At 60.7% G+C, this 15,490-nt stretch carries 15 protein-coding genes and 1 pseudogene; 12 read left to right on the top strand and 4 right to left on the bottom strand.

Annotated features, from left to right (window positions below):
* Positions 1-16: 16 nt before the first annotated feature.
* Positions 17-685: a TetR/AcrR family transcriptional regulator gene (locus JO965_RS37450; protein ID WP_203445870.1), complete on the bottom strand. Its 669-nt coding sequence runs from the start codon at positions 683-685 to the stop codon at positions 17-19.
* 343 nt (positions 686-1,028) lie between these two features.
* Here JO965_RS37450 and JO965_RS37445 point away from each other — a divergent pair, with 343 nt between their 5' ends.
* The 12 genes and pseudogenes from JO965_RS37445 to JO965_RS37390 all read left to right on the top strand — a co-directional run bounded on the left by JO965_RS37445 (position 1,029) and on the right by JO965_RS37390 (position 12,659).
* Positions 1,029-1,997 (top strand): shikimate dehydrogenase, encoded by a 969-nt coding sequence (locus tag JO965_RS37445; protein ID WP_246777120.1) that lies wholly within the window; start codon positions 1,029-1,031, stop codon positions 1,995-1,997.
* Between the two features lie 51 nt (positions 1,998-2,048).
* Positions 2,049-2,660, top strand: coding sequence for a TRAP transporter small permease (locus JO965_RS37440; protein WP_203445869.1), 612 nt, complete (start codon positions 2,049-2,051; stop codon positions 2,658-2,660).
* A complete protein-coding gene (locus JO965_RS37435; RefSeq protein ID WP_203445868.1) occupies positions 2,657-3,937 on the top strand; it encodes a TRAP transporter large permease in 1,281 nt (426 codons plus the stop codon). The genes JO965_RS37440 and JO965_RS37435 overlap by 4 nt, the downstream gene beginning before the upstream one ends.
* Before the next feature lie 73 nt (positions 3,938-4,010).
* Positions 4,011-5,027 (top strand): TRAP transporter substrate-binding protein, encoded by a 1,017-nt coding sequence (locus JO965_RS37430; protein WP_203445867.1) that lies wholly within the window; start codon positions 4,011-4,013, stop codon positions 5,025-5,027.
* Between the two features lie 84 nt (positions 5,028-5,111).
* Positions 5,112-6,998: a bifunctional sugar phosphate isomerase/epimerase/4-hydroxyphenylpyruvate dioxygenase family protein gene (locus JO965_RS37425; RefSeq protein ID WP_203445866.1), complete on the top strand. Its 1,887-nt coding sequence runs from the start codon at positions 5,112-5,114 to the stop codon at positions 6,996-6,998.
* Positions 6,999-7,070: 72 nt separating this feature from the next.
* Complete coding sequence (gene pcaH / locus JO965_RS37420) at positions 7,071-7,796, top strand: protocatechuate 3,4-dioxygenase subunit beta (RefSeq protein ID WP_203446724.1); 726 nt, start codon at positions 7,071-7,073, stop codon at positions 7,794-7,796.
* Between the two features lie 4 nt (positions 7,797-7,800).
* Positions 7,801-8,430: a protocatechuate 3,4-dioxygenase subunit alpha gene (pcaG, locus tag JO965_RS37415; protein WP_203445865.1), complete on the top strand. Its 630-nt coding sequence runs from the start codon at positions 7,801-7,803 to the stop codon at positions 8,428-8,430.
* Positions 8,431-8,452: 22 nt separating this feature from the next.
* Positions 8,453-9,301 carry a 3-keto-5-aminohexanoate cleavage protein gene (locus tag JO965_RS37410; RefSeq protein ID WP_203445864.1) on the top strand — a complete coding sequence of 283 codons (849 nt, stop codon included), beginning with the start codon at positions 8,453-8,455 and terminating at the stop codon, positions 9,299-9,301.
* Positions 9,302-9,341: 40 nt separating this feature from the next.
* The gene (gene pcaD, locus JO965_RS37405) at positions 9,342-10,526 is read left to right on the top strand and encodes a 3-oxoadipate enol-lactonase (RefSeq protein ID WP_203445863.1); all 1,185 of its coding nucleotides are present in this window, start codon (positions 9,342-9,344) and stop codon (positions 10,524-10,526) included.
* A gap of 33 nt (positions 10,527-10,559) precedes the next feature.
* Positions 10,560-11,294 (top strand): CoA transferase subunit A, encoded by a 735-nt coding sequence (locus JO965_RS37400; RefSeq protein WP_203445862.1) that lies wholly within the window; start codon positions 10,560-10,562, stop codon positions 11,292-11,294.
* Positions 11,294-12,019, top strand: coding sequence for a 3-oxoacid CoA-transferase subunit B (locus tag JO965_RS37395; protein WP_203445861.1), 726 nt, complete (start codon positions 11,294-11,296; stop codon positions 12,017-12,019). The genes JO965_RS37400 and JO965_RS37395 overlap by 1 nt, the downstream gene beginning before the upstream one ends.
* A 79-nt stretch (positions 12,020-12,098) precedes the next feature.
* Positions 12,099-12,659 (top strand): annotated as a pseudogene (locus tag JO965_RS37390) (shikimate kinase).
* 247 nt (positions 12,660-12,906) lie between these two features.
* Here JO965_RS37390 and JO965_RS37385 read toward each other — a convergent pair.
* From JO965_RS37385 to JO965_RS37375, 3 genes are all read right to left on the bottom strand, one after another.
* The gene (locus JO965_RS37385) at positions 12,907-13,944 is read right to left on the bottom strand and encodes a Gfo/Idh/MocA family protein (protein ID WP_203445860.1); all 1,038 of its coding nucleotides are present in this window, start codon (positions 13,942-13,944) and stop codon (positions 12,907-12,909) included.
* A 64-nt stretch (positions 13,945-14,008) separates the two neighbouring features.
* Positions 14,009-14,458, bottom strand: a complete 450-nt coding sequence (gene aroQ / locus JO965_RS37380; RefSeq protein WP_036369834.1) for a type II 3-dehydroquinate dehydratase — start codon at positions 14,456-14,458, stop codon at positions 14,009-14,011.
* A gap of 149 nt (positions 14,459-14,607) precedes the next feature.
* Positions 14,608-15,447 carry a sugar phosphate isomerase/epimerase gene (locus JO965_RS37375; protein ID WP_246777119.1) on the bottom strand — a complete coding sequence of 280 codons (840 nt, stop codon included), beginning with the start codon at positions 15,445-15,447 and terminating at the stop codon, positions 14,608-14,610.
* Between the last annotated feature and the right edge of the window lie 43 nt (positions 15,448-15,490).

Here is a 15,490-nt window from a genome sequence, read left to right as displayed (position 1 = left end):
CCCAGCCACCGGAACATCACTTCCTCAAATAGCGGATAACCGTATCAATTACGGTTTCCCGCCGTTTGGCGAGCATGTCCGCTGACGCCATGTCTCTCTTGAAGATTTGAGAGAAAGTTGCACGGTTCGAGACGTTGAAGAAACACAACGCGCTAATCGTCATGTGCAGATCGATCTCATCAATGCCTTTCCGGAAGATTCCATCCTTGACGCCTCGCTCGTAGATGCCTCGCAGCGTGTTGATCACAGAGACGTTCAGTTCCTGGATTGCTCGGGAGCGTGCGAGATGGACGCCTTGGTGGATATTCTCGACCATGACGAGACGAATGAAGTCTTCATTCGAGTTCTGGTAATCAAAGGTGAAGCCCACAAGAGCTCGGATCGCCGCCTCGGGCTCAAGACCGGCTAAATCCAGGGTCGCTTCGATCTGCCTGATACGCCGGTAGGCGTCTTCGAGCACCGCAACGAACAATCCTTCCTTATCCTCAAAGTAATAGTAGATCATCCGCTTGCTGGTGTTCGTCCGGGCGGCGATCTCGTCGACGCGTGCTCCGCTATAGCCTTTCTCTGCGAACTCCTTGGTTGCTATTGCCAAGATGTTCTGCCGGGTCAATTCGGGATCGTACCCGCCGCGGCCGGAGGTCGACCGCTTCGCGGCATGACTGGAAGGTTTAACGTCATGCATGGCGGTTACATCCTTCATAGCACACCATCGACCAGCCTCTTCTCACCTAATCCTCTCGGGAAATGGCTCAGACCCAAGCCTGTTTTGAGAGCAAGTTCGCCTTAGCGTCAACGTGAAAGCTCCCAAGTACCAAACTCACTGGAACGCGTAAGATCTGTTCGCCTAAGGGCGTAGAGGCGCACGTAAAAAACACCGACGACCCCTGTTGACTATACTAACTAGTTCGTACATTAATGGCGTCGCCCGGCGGACGCAAGCAGTCGAGAGCAGAGAAATGCCTCGATCCCGGGCAATAATGAGGAAACTGCTCCGACCTAAGCGTCGGAGCACCAAGAGGGACATCATGGTCATGCCCATCGAAGGCATCCGACACGCTGATCCCATGCTTCATGCAGATACTGTCCGTTTCCAGTCGGCTGAGACCGGCAGTGGCAGCATCGGCAACTCTAGCCTGGCAGCACAGTACGCCTCCGCCCAATCTGTCCTGGTTGGTCTGATCGGATCCGGCATTCAGGCCTCCCGCACGCCCGCCATGCATGAGCGGGAAGGAGCCGAGCAGGGCCTCCGTTACATCTACAAGCTGATCGATCTCGATGTGCTCCGCCTCGGGCCGGAATCTCTGCCCGAGCTTGTCACAGGTGCCCAACGTATGGGCTTTGCCGGGTTGAACGTCACATACCCCTGCAAACAGGCCATCATCCCACTGATGGATGAACTGACACCGGATGCCCAAGCCCTCGGTGCTGTCAATACGGTCGTGTTTCGCGAGGGGCGCAGCATCGGACACAACACCGACTGGTGGGGCTTTGCGGAAAGCTTCAAGCGCGAACTGATGGATCTCGGCCGCGATCGCGTTGTGCAGTTCGGGGCCGGTGGCGCGGGTGCCGCTGTGGCACACGCCCTGCTGACCCTTGGCGTCGGCACGCTTATGATCGTCGATACGGACAAAAGCCGTGCTAAGCAGCTCGCTTCCGAACTGTGCGAGCGCTTCGGCGGCGAGCGCGCTGCGGCGGCCGATGACCTTGAGCCAGCAGTGTCGCGTGCGAACGGCATCGTCAACACGACGCCCGTCGGAATGGCCAAATATCCGGGCATGGCACTTCCCGCGCCTCTTCTGCAGCCAGGCCTTTGGGTTGCGGACATTGTCTACTTCCCCCTTGAGACGCAACTGCTGCGAACGGCCCGTGCCCTGGGCTGCCGCACCATGGGCGGCGGCGGCATGGCTGTCTTCCAGGCTGTCGGAGCCTTCCGTCTTTTTACCGGCATTGAGCCCGATCCGGAGAGAATGAAGCAACACTTTCAGTCGATGTGACGCGTCCAGATCAAATAGAACCAATAAGGACGCAAACCAGAGGAAACGCCCATGAACATGATCGTGGAAGGCTACTTTAAGCTGCTGAAGATCCTGATTGCTCTTTTCCTGGCGATCATGGTGGTCCTGGTCTTCGGCAATGTGGTGCTGCGCTACGCTTTCAACTCGGGCATCACTGTCTCCGAAGAACTCTCGCGCTGGCTGTTCGTCTGGCTCACCTTTCTCGGCGCGATTGTGGCCCTGCGAGCGCGCGGTCATCTCGGCGTGGACACCCTGGTCAAGCGTCTGCCCAATGTAGGCAAACGTGCCTGCCTCATCGTCAGCCAGGTCCTCATGCTCTACGCCACGTGGCTGCTCCTGCAAGGCAGCTGGGAGCAGACCCTGATCAACTGGGATGTGGCGGCACCGGCCTCTGGTCTGTCAACCGGCTGGTTCTACGGCGTTGGTGTGGTTTTCGGTATCTCAACGGGGCTAATTCTGTTGGCCGATCTCTACCGAACCCTGACCGGGAAACTCTCCGACGAGGAACTCGTCATGGTCAAAGAGTCGGAGGAGCAGGAGGAGCTTGAGGCCTTGCAGCACGAGCTCGCCGAGCGCGATCGCCGCGAAAGTGAGCTCGCCCCCCAGGCTCCCGCATCCGCACCGCGGAGGGCGCAGTCATGACCATCGCCATCTTCGTCGGCTCCCTTCTCGGCACCATGGCGATCGGCATGCCGATCGCCTATGCCCTTCTCATCAGCGGCATCGCCCTGATGGTCTACATGGACCTGTTCGACGCCCAGATCGTGGCGCAGAACATCATCAACGGCGCCGACAGCTTCCCGTTGCTGGCCGTGCCCTTCTTCATGCTGGCCGGTGAGATCATGAACACCGGCGGTCTGTCGAAGCGAATCGTGAATGTCGCTCTCGCGCTGGTCGGACATGTCAAAGGTGGCCTGGGCTACGTGGCAATCCTCGCCGCCTGCATCCTCTCGGCCTTGTCGGGATCAGCGGTGGCGGATGCAGCGGCGCTCTCGGCCCTGCTCGTGCCGATGATGGTGCAGGCCGGCCACGACAAGGCGCGCTCCGGCGGGCTGATCGCCGCCTCTGGGGTGATCGGACCGGTGATCCCGCCCAGCATCGGCTTCGTGATCTTCGGCGTCGTGGGCGGCGTGTCGATCACCAAGCTGTTTCTGGCCGGCCTGGTGCCCGGGATCCTCATCGGCCTCGGCCTCGCCTTCGCCTGGTGGTGGGAGGTGCGCAAGGAGACCATCGTCAGCCCGCCCAAGAGGTCTGCAGGCGAGATCGGTCGCGCCCTTCGGGAAGGCGTCTGGGCCCTGATGCTGCCCTTCATCATCATCTTCGGGCTGAAGTTTGGTGTCTTCACGCCCACCGAGGCGGCCGTGGTGGCGGCGGTGTACTCGCTGATCGTGGCGGTGTTCGTCTACCGCGAGCTTAAGATCGCGGAGCTGTTCGCCGTCTTCGTGACTTCGGCCCAGACAACGGCCGTCGTCATGCTGCTGGTCGCCGCAGCCCTGGTCTCGGCCTGGCTGATCACGGTATCGGAGATCGCCACTTCCGTGATCGACCTGCTGCAGCCGTTCATGGACAACCAGACGATGCTGCTGATTGCCATCATGGTGATTGTGGTGATCGTTGGCACGGCCATGGACATGACCCCGACGATCCTGATCCTGACGCCCATCCTGATGCCAGTGATCAAGGCGGCAGGCATCGACCCGGTCTACTTTGGCGTCCTGTTCATCGTGAACAACTCGATCGGCTTGATCACGCCGCCGGTGGGCACGGTGCTCAATGTCGTGGCCGGCGTCTCGCGCATCAGCATGGAAGACCTGATGAAGGGCGTGTGGCCTTTCCTGCTGGCGCAACTTGTCGTGCTGTTCCTGATGGTGCTGTTCCCGCAGCTCGTGATGTGGCCCGCCAAACTGATCGGAGGGTAGCAGACGACAATCCACAACCATGGTGCCGTGCACCGACAAACCATCCTGAGGAAACGTGAGGGAGATCAGAGTTATGAAGCATTTCGGAAAAATCATCTGCAGCGTCCTGTTGAGCAGCGTGTTTCTCTTGCCAGGATCAGCGAACGCCGAAATCAAAGAGCGCACCATTCGCTTCGCGTTTCAGAACGCGCAGGAGCACCCACAAGGACAGGGGGCCAAGAAGTTTGCAGAACTGGTCGAGCAGAAGAGTGGCGGCAAGATCAAGGTCCGTCTGTTCCCCAGCGGCCAGCTCGGTGGCGACCTGCAAACCGTCTCAGCCCTCCAGGGCGGCACCATCGATATCACAGTCCTGAATGCTGGGCTGCTCGTCGGCCAGGTCAAGGAGTTTGGCCTCTTTGACCTGCCGTTCCTGTTCGACAGTGCGAAGCAGGCGGACGCCGTGGTGGACGGCCCCTTCGGCCAGAAGCTCTCGGAGTCTCTCGTTCCCAAGAACCTTGTCGGCCTCGGCTATTGGGATCTGGGCTTCCGCAATCTCACAAACAGCCGACGTCCTGTGACGAAGCTCGAGGATATTCAGGGCCTCAAGGTTCGCGTGGTGCAGTCGCCGCTCTACATCGATCTGTTCAATACCCTCGGAGCCAACGCGGTCCCGCTGCCATTCCCGGAGCTCTACACGGCCCTAGAGCAGAAGACCGTCGACGGTCAGGAAAATCCCGCGACCGTCATCCAGACGTCGAAGTTTGCCGAGGTCCAGAAACACCTCACGTTCACCCGGCACGTGTACAACCCGCAGATCCTGATCTTCAGCAAACGCGTTTGGGATCGCTATGACCCTGAGGAGAGAAAGCTCATTGAGGAGGCCGCTGCGGAGGCGAAAGTCTACCAGCGTCAGGTCTCCCGTGACGCCGAGGCCAAGGCGGTTGAGCAGCTCAAGACCCAGGGCATGCAGCTGACGGAACTGTCGCCGGAGGAGGTCGCACGACTGCGTGACAAGGTGAAGCCGGTCACGGAGAAGTTTGCAAAGGAAGCGAACGAGGCCGCGTCTAAGGAACTCTTTGCGGAAGTCGAGAAGTCCCGCGCAACACGCTGAGCCATTACCAAATGTTATGCGTGCTGGCGGACAACCGCCGCCAGCACAACCACCCGCATCTCGCAAAACGAAGGTAGCAAAGCCGTGCAAACCGCCATCGCCACTGTTTGTCTCAGCGGTACATTGGACGAAAAGCTCCAAGCTATCGCGGCAGCTCAGTTCAAGGGCGTTGAGATCTTCGAGAACGACCTGTTGTCCTTCAATGGGACGCCAACGGACGTGCGCCGTATGGTCGGGGACCTTGGCCTCGTCACAGCTGTCTTCCAACCCTTCCGGGACTTCGAGGGGATGCCGGAGCCAAAGCGCGCCAAGGTATTCTCACGTGCCGAGCGGAAGTTCGATGTCATGCAAGAACTCGGCTGTGACTTCCTGATGGTCTGCAGCAATGTCTCGCCCGACAGCGTTGGCGGTATAGACCGGGCTGCTGCGGACTTCCACGAGCTCGGTGAGCGAGCAGCGAAGCGCGGCATGCGGGTTGCCTTCGAGGCGCTGGCCTGGGGCCGCCACGTCAACGACTATCGCGATGCCTGGGAGGTCGTCCGCCGTGCCAATCACCCCGCGGTCGGTCTTGTCCTGGATTCCTTTCACATTCTCGCGCGTGGGACGGACCTGACGGCGATCCGCTCCATCCCTAAAGACAAGATCTTCCTTGTCCAGATGGCCGACGCGCCGGAGCTCGATATGGATTATTTGTCGTGGAGCCGGCACTACCGCTGCTTCCCAGGGCAGGGGGATCTGCCCATCGATGCCTTCATGGATGCCCTGCAGGCAACGGGCTTCGATGGCCTGCTCTCGCTTGAGATCTTCAACGACCGTTTCCGGGCAGGATCCGCCCGAAGCGTTGCGCTCGACGGTCAGCGCTCGCTGCTCTTCATACTCGATCAGCTCCAGCGACGGACGGCGGTTCCGGTAAAGAGTTTGCCCAAGCTCCCCCCTCGCGCGACTTGCCACGGCGTAGAATTCGTCGAGTTTGCCATGGACGAGAGAAGCGCGAAACCTTTCGAGCATGTCTTAGAGGGGCTCGGCTTTGCCAAGGCTGGCAAACATCGCTCGAAGGACGTGACACATTGGCGTCAGGGTGACATCAATATCGTGGTGAACCGTGACAAGGAGGGCTTTGCCCATTCCTTCAACATCACGCATGGACCTTCGGTTTGCGCCGTCGCGTTGCGGGTCGATGATGCACCAGCGACGATCAATCGCGCCGTCCGACTTCTGGACCAGCCCTTCAGGCAGGCTGTGGGCCCGGGTGAGCTGGACATCCCAGCCGTTCGCGGTTTGGGCGGGAGCCTGATCTACTTCGTCGATCAAAAAAGCGGCCTTGACCGTCTTTGGGACACTGACTTCGAGCGTGTGACTGATGGCGATTTTACGGGCGCGGGGCTCACCGCCTTCGATCATGTGTCCCAGTCGATGTTTTATGAGGAGATGCTGACGTGGCTCCTGTTCTACGTCTCTCTGGTCGATGTGCAGAAAACGCCAGTCCAGAACGTGATCGACCCTGGCGGCGTCGTGCAAAGCCAGGTGATGGAGACCGAGGATGGAGCCTTACGCCTCATTCTCAACGCTTCGCAGAGCCGGCAGACCCAGTCATCCCGCTTCCTGACCGATATGTTCGGCTCAGGGGTTCAGCACATCGCACTGGCCACCTCTGACATCTTCGCGACAGTCGAACGGCTAAAAGCGAATGGGGTCGACCTGCTACCAATTCCTGAGAACTACTACGAGGACCTCGAGGCACGTACCGATTTGTCGGAAGAGGAGATCAAGCGGCTGCGAGCCGGCAACATCCTCTACGACCGTGAGGGTGCGGCAGAGTTTTTCCAGGTTTATACGAAAACTCTGGAGAATGGGTTCTTCTTCGAAATTGTCGAGCGCCGTGGCTACCAGGGGTTTGGTGCGGTTAACGCCCCGATCCGTCTTGCCGCACAAACCCGACTGGCGCCGGACCCCGCAATGCCAAAGCACTGAATGTCCAGGAGCGATTCCATGACTGTCGACAGCATCCGCAGGAGTCCCACGGCATTCTATCAGGACGAAGGCATGGGACCTGAGAGCGAGTTCATCCAGCGCGATCGCAGCCTTCACCCGCCCGCCTTCACGCCCAATTACAAGACAAGTGTGTTGCGGTCTCCGCGCATCCCGCTCTGGTCTCTGCAGAACTCCCTTTCGGAAGTGACCGGACCTGTTTTCAGTCCCGAGGACATCGGCCCGCTCGATAACGATCTGATCCTGAACTATGCCAAGGATGGCGAACCGCAGGGCGAGCGGATCATTGTCCACGGGCACGTCCTCGATGAGAACGGGCGAGGCGTGCCGAACACTCTCGTTGAGTTTTGGCAGGCCAATGCCAGCGGTCGCTATCGCCATGTCAATGACCGCTATCTGGCGCCAATCGATCCGAACTTCGGCGGGTGCGGGCGCACCCTGACCAATGAAGAGGGGTACTACGCCTTCCGGACGATCAAGCCTGGGGCTTATCCGTTCCGGAACTTTGTCAACAGCTGGCGGCCGGCCCACATCCACTTCTCGGTGTTCGGCTCCGGCTTCGCCCAACGGCTGATCACCCAGATGTACTTCGAAGGTGATCCGCTCCTGCGCCAGGATGTGATTGCCGGAACCATTCCGGACCCGGAAGCAGTCAAACGCTTGATTGCACCTCTTGATCTGGAGGCCGCTGTGCCGCTCGATTGCCTCGCCTACCGCTTCAACATTGTGCTGCGTGGCCGCCGGTCCACGTTGTTCGAAAACAAGTTGCAGGGGAACTAGAGCCATGATTCCGTCGCGTCCGTACAAGGAAAGCCCGTCCCAGACAGCCGGTCCCTACGTGCATATCGGCTTGATCCCGCACCAGGCTGGGTTCGTTATTTTTGAGAAGAACTTCAGTCATGTTCTGGTGGGGCCTGACACTGTCGGCGAGCGCATCCGCATCGAGGGGCGGATCTTTGATGGCTTGGGAGCGCTGGCGCGGGATGTCCTCGTTGAGATCTGGCAGGCAAATGCGGACGGCCGCTACAACCACCCTGCCGACCGGCAGGAGGATAAGCGCCTCGATCCCACCTTCCGTGGCTGGGGCCGAACCGGGACTAACTTCGAGACGGGTCTCTACACTTTCGAGACCATTAAGCCCGGCCCTGTCATTGGCCGCAGGGGGCACCGGCCCATGGCGCCGCACGTGAACGTCTGGCTGGTGGCGCGAGGCATCAACATTGGGCTCAGCACGCGTATGTACTTCTCCGACGAGGCTGAGGCGAACGCGCAGGATCCAGTGCTCAACATCATCGAGCCGCGCGAGCGGCGGGAGACCTTGATCGCCCGGCGCGAAGAGCGGGGAGGGGAGATCGTTTATGTCTTCGACATCCACCTCCAGGGTGAGCGCGAGACCGTCTTCTTCGATCTCTGAGCATCAACCAAGGACAATTTTGATGAACCCTGTTGTCATTGCCGTTGCCATTACTGGCTCGGTGCCACGCAAGAAGGACAATCCGGCGGTGCCGATCCTGCCGCCCGAGCAGGTCGAGAGCACGCGGGAGGCTTACGAGGCCGGAGCGACTCTCGTGCACATCCATGTCCGCAACGACGACGAGACCTCCTCCTCCGATCCGGAGCGGTTCCGGCAGGTTCAGGAAGGGGTGAACCATCTCTGTCCGGGCATGATCGTCCAGTTCTCCACGGGCGGACGCGGGCGTGACCCGTCCCTGCGCAGCAGTGCGCTGTACCTCCGGCCCGATATGGCATCTCTCTCCACAGGCTCGGTGAACTTCCCGACCATTGTCTATGAGAACCATACGACCCTGGTCGAGGAGATGGCTGGCAAGATGAAGGAGTTCGGTGTCAGACCTGAGATCGAGATCTTCGATCTCTCCCACCTACACGGCGCACGCCGCTTGGCTGACATGGGTCTGCTTGACGAACGACCGCACATCCAGTTCGTCATGGGCGTGCAGAATGCCATGCCTGCCGAGGAAGGACTGCTCGACATCCTGCTGAACGAAGCCAGGAGGCTGTTCCCGGCTTGTACCTGGACGGCAGCCGGCATCGGCCGTCATCAGTCACAGGTCATGGAATGGGCGCTGGCCTGCGGTGCCGATGCGGTCCGCACCGGGCTCGAAGACAACATCCGGATCACTAAGGACCGGCTCGCCGCCTCGAATGCGGAATTGGTGTCACTGGCGGCCGAGGCGGTGCGCCGTCATGGCCGGCGTGTCGCCACCGCTGAGGAGGCCCGTACGCTTCTCGGGCTTAAACCCACCCCGGGCGTACAGGCTGCGTGATCGAGCCCCGTACGGCCTTGTTTGTGATCGGATGTAACCGATGCCCGTGCTCAAAGTGAATGGTGTCGAAGTTTTCTACGAGCTGAGCGGACCAACCGGTGCACCGGTGGTCGTCTTCTCAAACTCACTCGGCACCACGTTGGCCATGTGGGATGGAATCGTTCCGGCCCTGCGGGGGTGGTACCGCGTTCTGCGCTACGATACGCGCGGTCATGGTCGGTCTCAAGTCGTGGACGCCCCCATCACGATCGATGACCTGGCCGCAGACCTCGTGGGTCTTCTCGATGGCCTTGAGATCGCGAGGGCCCATGTGGTCGGACTGTCTCTAGGCGGCATGACGGGTCAGGCGCTGGCGAGCCGCTATCCGGATCGGGTAGCCAGCCTAACTCTGATGGCCACTACCGCCTACATGCCGAGCCAGCAATCGTGGGACGAGCGGGCCTCCCTCGTGCGGGCGCAGGGCACAGTTGCCATTGTCGAGGCTACGATGGGGCGCTGGTTCACGCCGGGCTATCCTGACCAGGAACCAGAGCGGGTCTCTCCCGTACGCGAGGCCTTCATCGGCATCGATCCGGTGGGCTATGCCGTCTGCTGTAATGCGATCGGGCGCATGGACCTACGACCTGTCATCGGCCAGATTTCTGCCCCCACCCTGGTAATCGCAGGAGCCGATGATCCGGCCACACCTATTGCAATGGCGGAGGAGATCCGTTCTACCGTTACAGGTGCCGAGATGATCGTTCTCCCGCGCGCCGCGCACCTTCTTGCGGTCGAACAGGCGGAGAAGGTCGGAGCCTACCTGGTCTCGTTCCTGGACCAGTATCGTGACCGGGATCGCGACGGAGCCTTGGGCGCAGTGCCATTCGATGTTGGGCTTTTGAATCGCAAGAGCGTGCTGGGCGAAGAGCATGTTGACCGCTCACTGGCGAAGGCCGGGGCCTTCGCCCAGCCCTGGCAGGACTTCATTACGCGAACCGCTTGGGGTGAGGTGTGGGGCGACCCGCGCCTGCCTTGGAAGACACGCTCCCTGGTAACGCTTGCCCTGATGGTGGCCTTGCACCGGGAGGAGGAGTTCAAGCTCCATGTCAGGCCGGCGCTGAGGAACGGCGTGACTGCTGGCGAGCTTCAGTCCTTGCTCCTGCAGAGCGCGATCTATGCGGGCGTGCCGGCGGCAAATGCCGCATTTCGCTGGGTGAGGGATGTGCTCGGAGACGAGCTTGCGTGAAGGGACGATCACGCCAACAGAAAGGGCCAGAGAATGGATAAAGTTTACAGCGATGCGCGGGCAGCGCTGGCCGGTGCGGTGCGGGATGGCATGACCATCATGGCCGGCGGTTTCGGCCTGTGCGGCATTCCGGAGACGCTGATCGAGGCGATCCGTGATTCGGGGGCGAAGGACCTGACCTTCATCTCCAACAATGCCGGCGTCGACGGCATCGGCCTCGGCCGCCTGTTGGAGACCCGCCAGATCCGCAAGATGATCTCCTCCTACGTGGGCGAGAACAAGCTGTTCGCCCAGCAATATCTCTCCGGCGAGCTGGAGCTGGAATTCAACCCGCAAGGCACGCTGGCCGAGCGCATCCGCGCCGGCGGTGCCGGCATCCCGGCCTTCTACACCAAGACCGGCGTCGGCACGCTGATTGCCGAGGGCAAGGAGGTGCGCGCGTTCAACGGCGAGCCATACGTCATGGAGACCGGCCTGTTCGCCGACATCTCCATCGTGCATGCCTTCAAGGGCGACACCGAGGGCAACCTCGTCTACCGCAAGACCGCCCGCAACTTTAACCCGATGATGGCGACCGCTTCGCGCCTCACCATCGCCGAGGTCGAGCATCTGGTCGAAGCCGGTGAGATCGACCCGGATGGCATCCACACGCCGGGCATCTTCGTCAAGCGCATGGTGCATGTGCCGAACCCGGTCAAACACATCGAGCAACGCACGACCCGCAAGCGCGCCGAGGCTGCGCCTGCCGGAGCAGGGGAGGAAGTCTGATGGCCTGGACCCGTGACCAGATGGCCGCCCGTGCGGCCAAGGAGCTGCGCGACGGCTTCTACGTCAATCTCGGCATCGGCATTCCGACGCTGGTGTCGAACTACATCCCGAAGGGCATGCGCGTGCAGCTGCAGTCGGAGAACGGCATGCTCGGCATGGGCCCATTTCCTTACGAGGGCGAGGAGGACGCCGACCTGATCAATGCCGGCAAGCAGACGATCACCGAGCTGCCGACGACGAGCTATTTCTCCAGCTCCGATTCCTTCGGCATGATCCGCGGCGGCCATATCGACCTGTCGATCCTGGGCGCCATGCAGGTGGCGGCGAACGGCGATCTCGCCAACTGGATGATCCCCGGCAAGATGGTGAAGGGCATGGGCGGCGCCATGGATCTGGTGGCGGGCGTCAAGCGCGTCGTCGTGGTCATGGAGCATGTCGCCAAGGCCAAGGATGGCTCGGAGGATCCGAAGCTGCTGAAGGCCTGCAACCTGCCGCTCACCGGCACCGGCGTGGTCGATCTGGTGATCACCGATCTGGGCGTGTTTGCCATCGACAAGAAGGGCGGCTCCGGCATGAGCCTGATCGAGCTCGCCGACGGCGTCACCCTCGATGAGATCAAGGCCAAGACGGCGGCGGATTTCAAGGTTGCTCTCGTCGGAAGCCAGTCGAACGCAACCGAGGTCGGTCATGCCAAGCAATCCGAGGAAGAACCTGCCTCAAACTAGATCTCAATTGGATAGCTTGGTTGCGAAGGTATGATCTTCATCTCGATGCCATCGCTTGAGGAGGGTAGGGTCCTCTACAATGCCGCTGAGTTCTGAGATCTCTGCCATTCGCGAGGCTGTTAGCATCAGATCCCTTGTGCTGATCGGCATGATGGGCGTTGGTAAAACTAGCATCGGCAAGCGGCTAGCAGCCCGCCTACAGTTTCCGTTCGTGGACACGGACAAAGCAGTAGAAGAAGCCGCCCACCTGAGCGTGAGCGACATTTTTGACATTTATGGTGAGGCGGCCTTCCGCGATTGTGAGCAGCGGGTAATCGCCCGCATACTCCAAACTCCTGGCTAAGTGGTCGCTTTGGGCGGTGGAGCCTGGAAGGACATCCGAACCAGAGCGGTCGTGGAGGCGAATGCGATCTCGATTTGGCTTGATGCCGATCTGGCGACCCTCGTTGGACGTGTCCAACGCCGGACGACACGCCCGCTTCTGCAGAACGCCAACCCAGTCAGTGTGCTCGTAGCGCTCGATCACGAGCGCCGGCCGATCTATTCCCTTGCTGATATTCATCTAAAGGTCGGCCACGGTTCTCACAATTGCGTCGTCGATAATCTGATCCACGCTCTTGGCCGACACTTGGGCACGTGAATGTCCCGAGGTGTGGCGGATTCACTCGGACGACGACACGTATCAGAATCTTGCATCGAGTCCGACGATTGTCGGCGAACGTCTCTTTTTGGCACATCTCGGAAGAATTGCTTTGGTCTGCTCATGAGGCAGTGAGCGGACCTTCATTTCATTTGCTGTTCGTTACTCTTTGACCCTTTCCAGACGTTCAAGCAGCGGAGTGCACTTCACCAGCACAGTGTGAGCTGCGGCCATCGACTGGCGCCAGCTATCCGAGACGAATGAGCTGCCCCGTCTCTGCCGCCTGCTTCACAGCCGCTATAACTTTAAGAGTGTTCAGACCTTCTCTCCCTGAGACACGTGGGGCTTCCTCGCCACGAATGACCCGGCAGAAATGGCGGATCTGCAAAGCGAGAGGGTCCGCCTGATCGACACGAATCCGCTCCTGATGGATAGGCTCATGCCAGCCTCTTTTCTGGTTGTTGTACCAGACATCCAAGTACGGGATCGTCATGGACGCATGGGTGCCCCCGATCTGGTAGCAAGCTTCACCAGTCTGCGGGTAGGCAGGATTCTCGCCTGTGGTGAGTTCCCAACTCCATGGCGCGACGATCGCGTCGGACACGGTGATGGTTCCGAGAGCTCCGCTCCCAAAGCGCAACAGAATGGCAGCAGTATCTTCGACGGCGTTCCCGCGGGCCGCGTTGGACTCGATTGCCTGCACGGAGACGATGTCGCCGCAGAGGTAGCGGAGACTGTCGACGTCATGAATGAGATTGAGGAAGACGGGTCCTGCGCCTTTCTCGCGCCGCCAGGCAATGTTGAAATAGTCATCGGGCTTGAAGAACCAGCAGGTCCCGTGAACCGCCAGGACCCGGCCCAGCCGACCGGATTCGATCGTTTCCTTCGCCTTACGGATCAGCGGATTGTGGCGACGATGGTGGCCGACCAGGAGGGGCACACCGGCACTCTCGGCCGCTTCCACAAGCTTCTTTGCTGAGTCGATGTCATCAGCAATTGGCTTCTCCACCAGAGCAGGGATGCCGGCGGCGACACTTTCCAAGCCGTTGGCGGCGTGGACTTGGTTCGGCGTTGCGATGATGATCCCGTCAGGCCGACCTATCTCGATCAGAGCGGAGAAGCTTGGAGCCCACCCAACCCCGATGTCCTCGGCCAGGGCCTTCCCAGTCGGTGAGGGATCTACGACGGCCATAAGTTCTGCGTCGGGTGCGGCTCGCACATGCTCGATGTGCCTTTTGCCGATCAGCCCAGCGCCGAGCACGGCGAGCTTCACTTTCCTAGTCATCGCATCTCCCCCTCGATCATGAGACGGAACAAACCGGCGCAGGTTCTCCGCCAGCTTTGCTAGATTAGTTCTGGGACTGATCGATAAGGCGGGCGAGGCGCTGAAGGGCCAACGGGTACCCTTGCGTGCCGAAGCCGGCGATCACTCCCGAGGCGACGCAAGACACATAGGAGTGGTGCCGGAAGGCCTCGCGCTTGTGCACGTTCGAGATGTGTACCTCGATGATCGGGAACTCGCAGGTATTCAGCGCATCGAGAATGGCGACCGAGGTGTGCGTGAAGGCAGCCGGGTTGATGACGATACCCCCCGCACGCTCCCGGGCTTCATGGATCCAGTCAATGATCTGATACTCGGCGTTGCTTTGGTGGAACGCAATCTCGAGATTGAGCTCCTGTGCCACCCGCCGGCAATCCGCCTCCACATCGGCGAGGGTCTCGTAGCCGTAGATCGCAGGCTGGCGCTTTCCGAGTAGGTTCAGATTGGGACCGTTCAGGACGTAGACGATGCGGCTCATGGCGTTTTTCCTGTTGTAGTCTTGTATCTTGGTGTCAGCAGAGGCGCCCGATGCGGCCCCACCGTCATTGCTCTCCCGCGCGAGCCGTCGGGAAATGGGATGTCCTCAGCCTAGGGGCCGATGATGCGTGGCCTTCCTCGGAGAAGCGGCTACGGCGATTGCAGATCCTGGACCCGGCAGCTCTCAAACAGGGTTTGGGTCGCCTCGAAGACGTGCCGGGCGCGAGCCTCCGCTGGCGCCGTGCTGTCCATCGGGACCTCAACCGAAAGGCATACATCGTCCGGCAGCACGGCGAGCAGTTCACATAGGGGCAGATCTCCGTGACCGGGCGGGAGACGCCTGGACCGGGCTTCCTCGATGATGGCCTCGGTTGATCCCGGTCGTGTTGCCGGAGCATCGCAGAGCTGTGCGCTGCGGATCCGTTGCGATGGTACGGCCTTGAGATCGCTGGGAGACCCACCTGTGCGCGAGAGGTGGAGGGCATCGACGAGAGCACCACCGTTGGGGCGGCCCGCTGCCTCAACGACCCTAACGGCTTCCGGAAAGCTGGAAACCTGTCGCCAGGCCATGCACTCCAGATCTACGCCCATGCCGAAGCCGGCGGCCAGATCGCAGAGTTTGGCGAAGTTTGCTTCGAGCCGACCACGATCCGGATCGTCACCGCAGACGCTCAGCCTCCTGGCTCCCAGCTCACCTGCGGATTCGAGTATCGCCGTCAGCCGCGTCGCCGCAAAGTCAGGGTCGATGATCACAAACTCGATATCGTAGATGCTGACCCCTTCGCCTTGCATGCGCTCCCTCATCTCGCGCATGGCGCTGCTGCCGACCGGGATGGTGTAGTAAGGGGCTCCTGGGAATGCAGGGTGCAACCGAAGGCCCACGGCTGCATAGCCGATCCTTGCCGCCAGGCTGACGAGGTCAAGCGGCGGAACCTCCAGGACCGTGAAATGAGCCAGCCCGAGCGGCGGCGCGTCTTTGGCAATGATCACGATGGTTCCTCCCAGATCGCGGCCTTCTCGCCGCTTGGTTTCG

Source organism: Microvirga sp. VF16, from assembly GCF_016864375.1.
In the GTDB taxonomy this organism is placed as follows: Bacteria; Pseudomonadota; Alphaproteobacteria; order Rhizobiales; family Beijerinckiaceae; genus Microvirga.
This window is presented reverse-complemented; position numbering and strand designations above follow the sequence as displayed.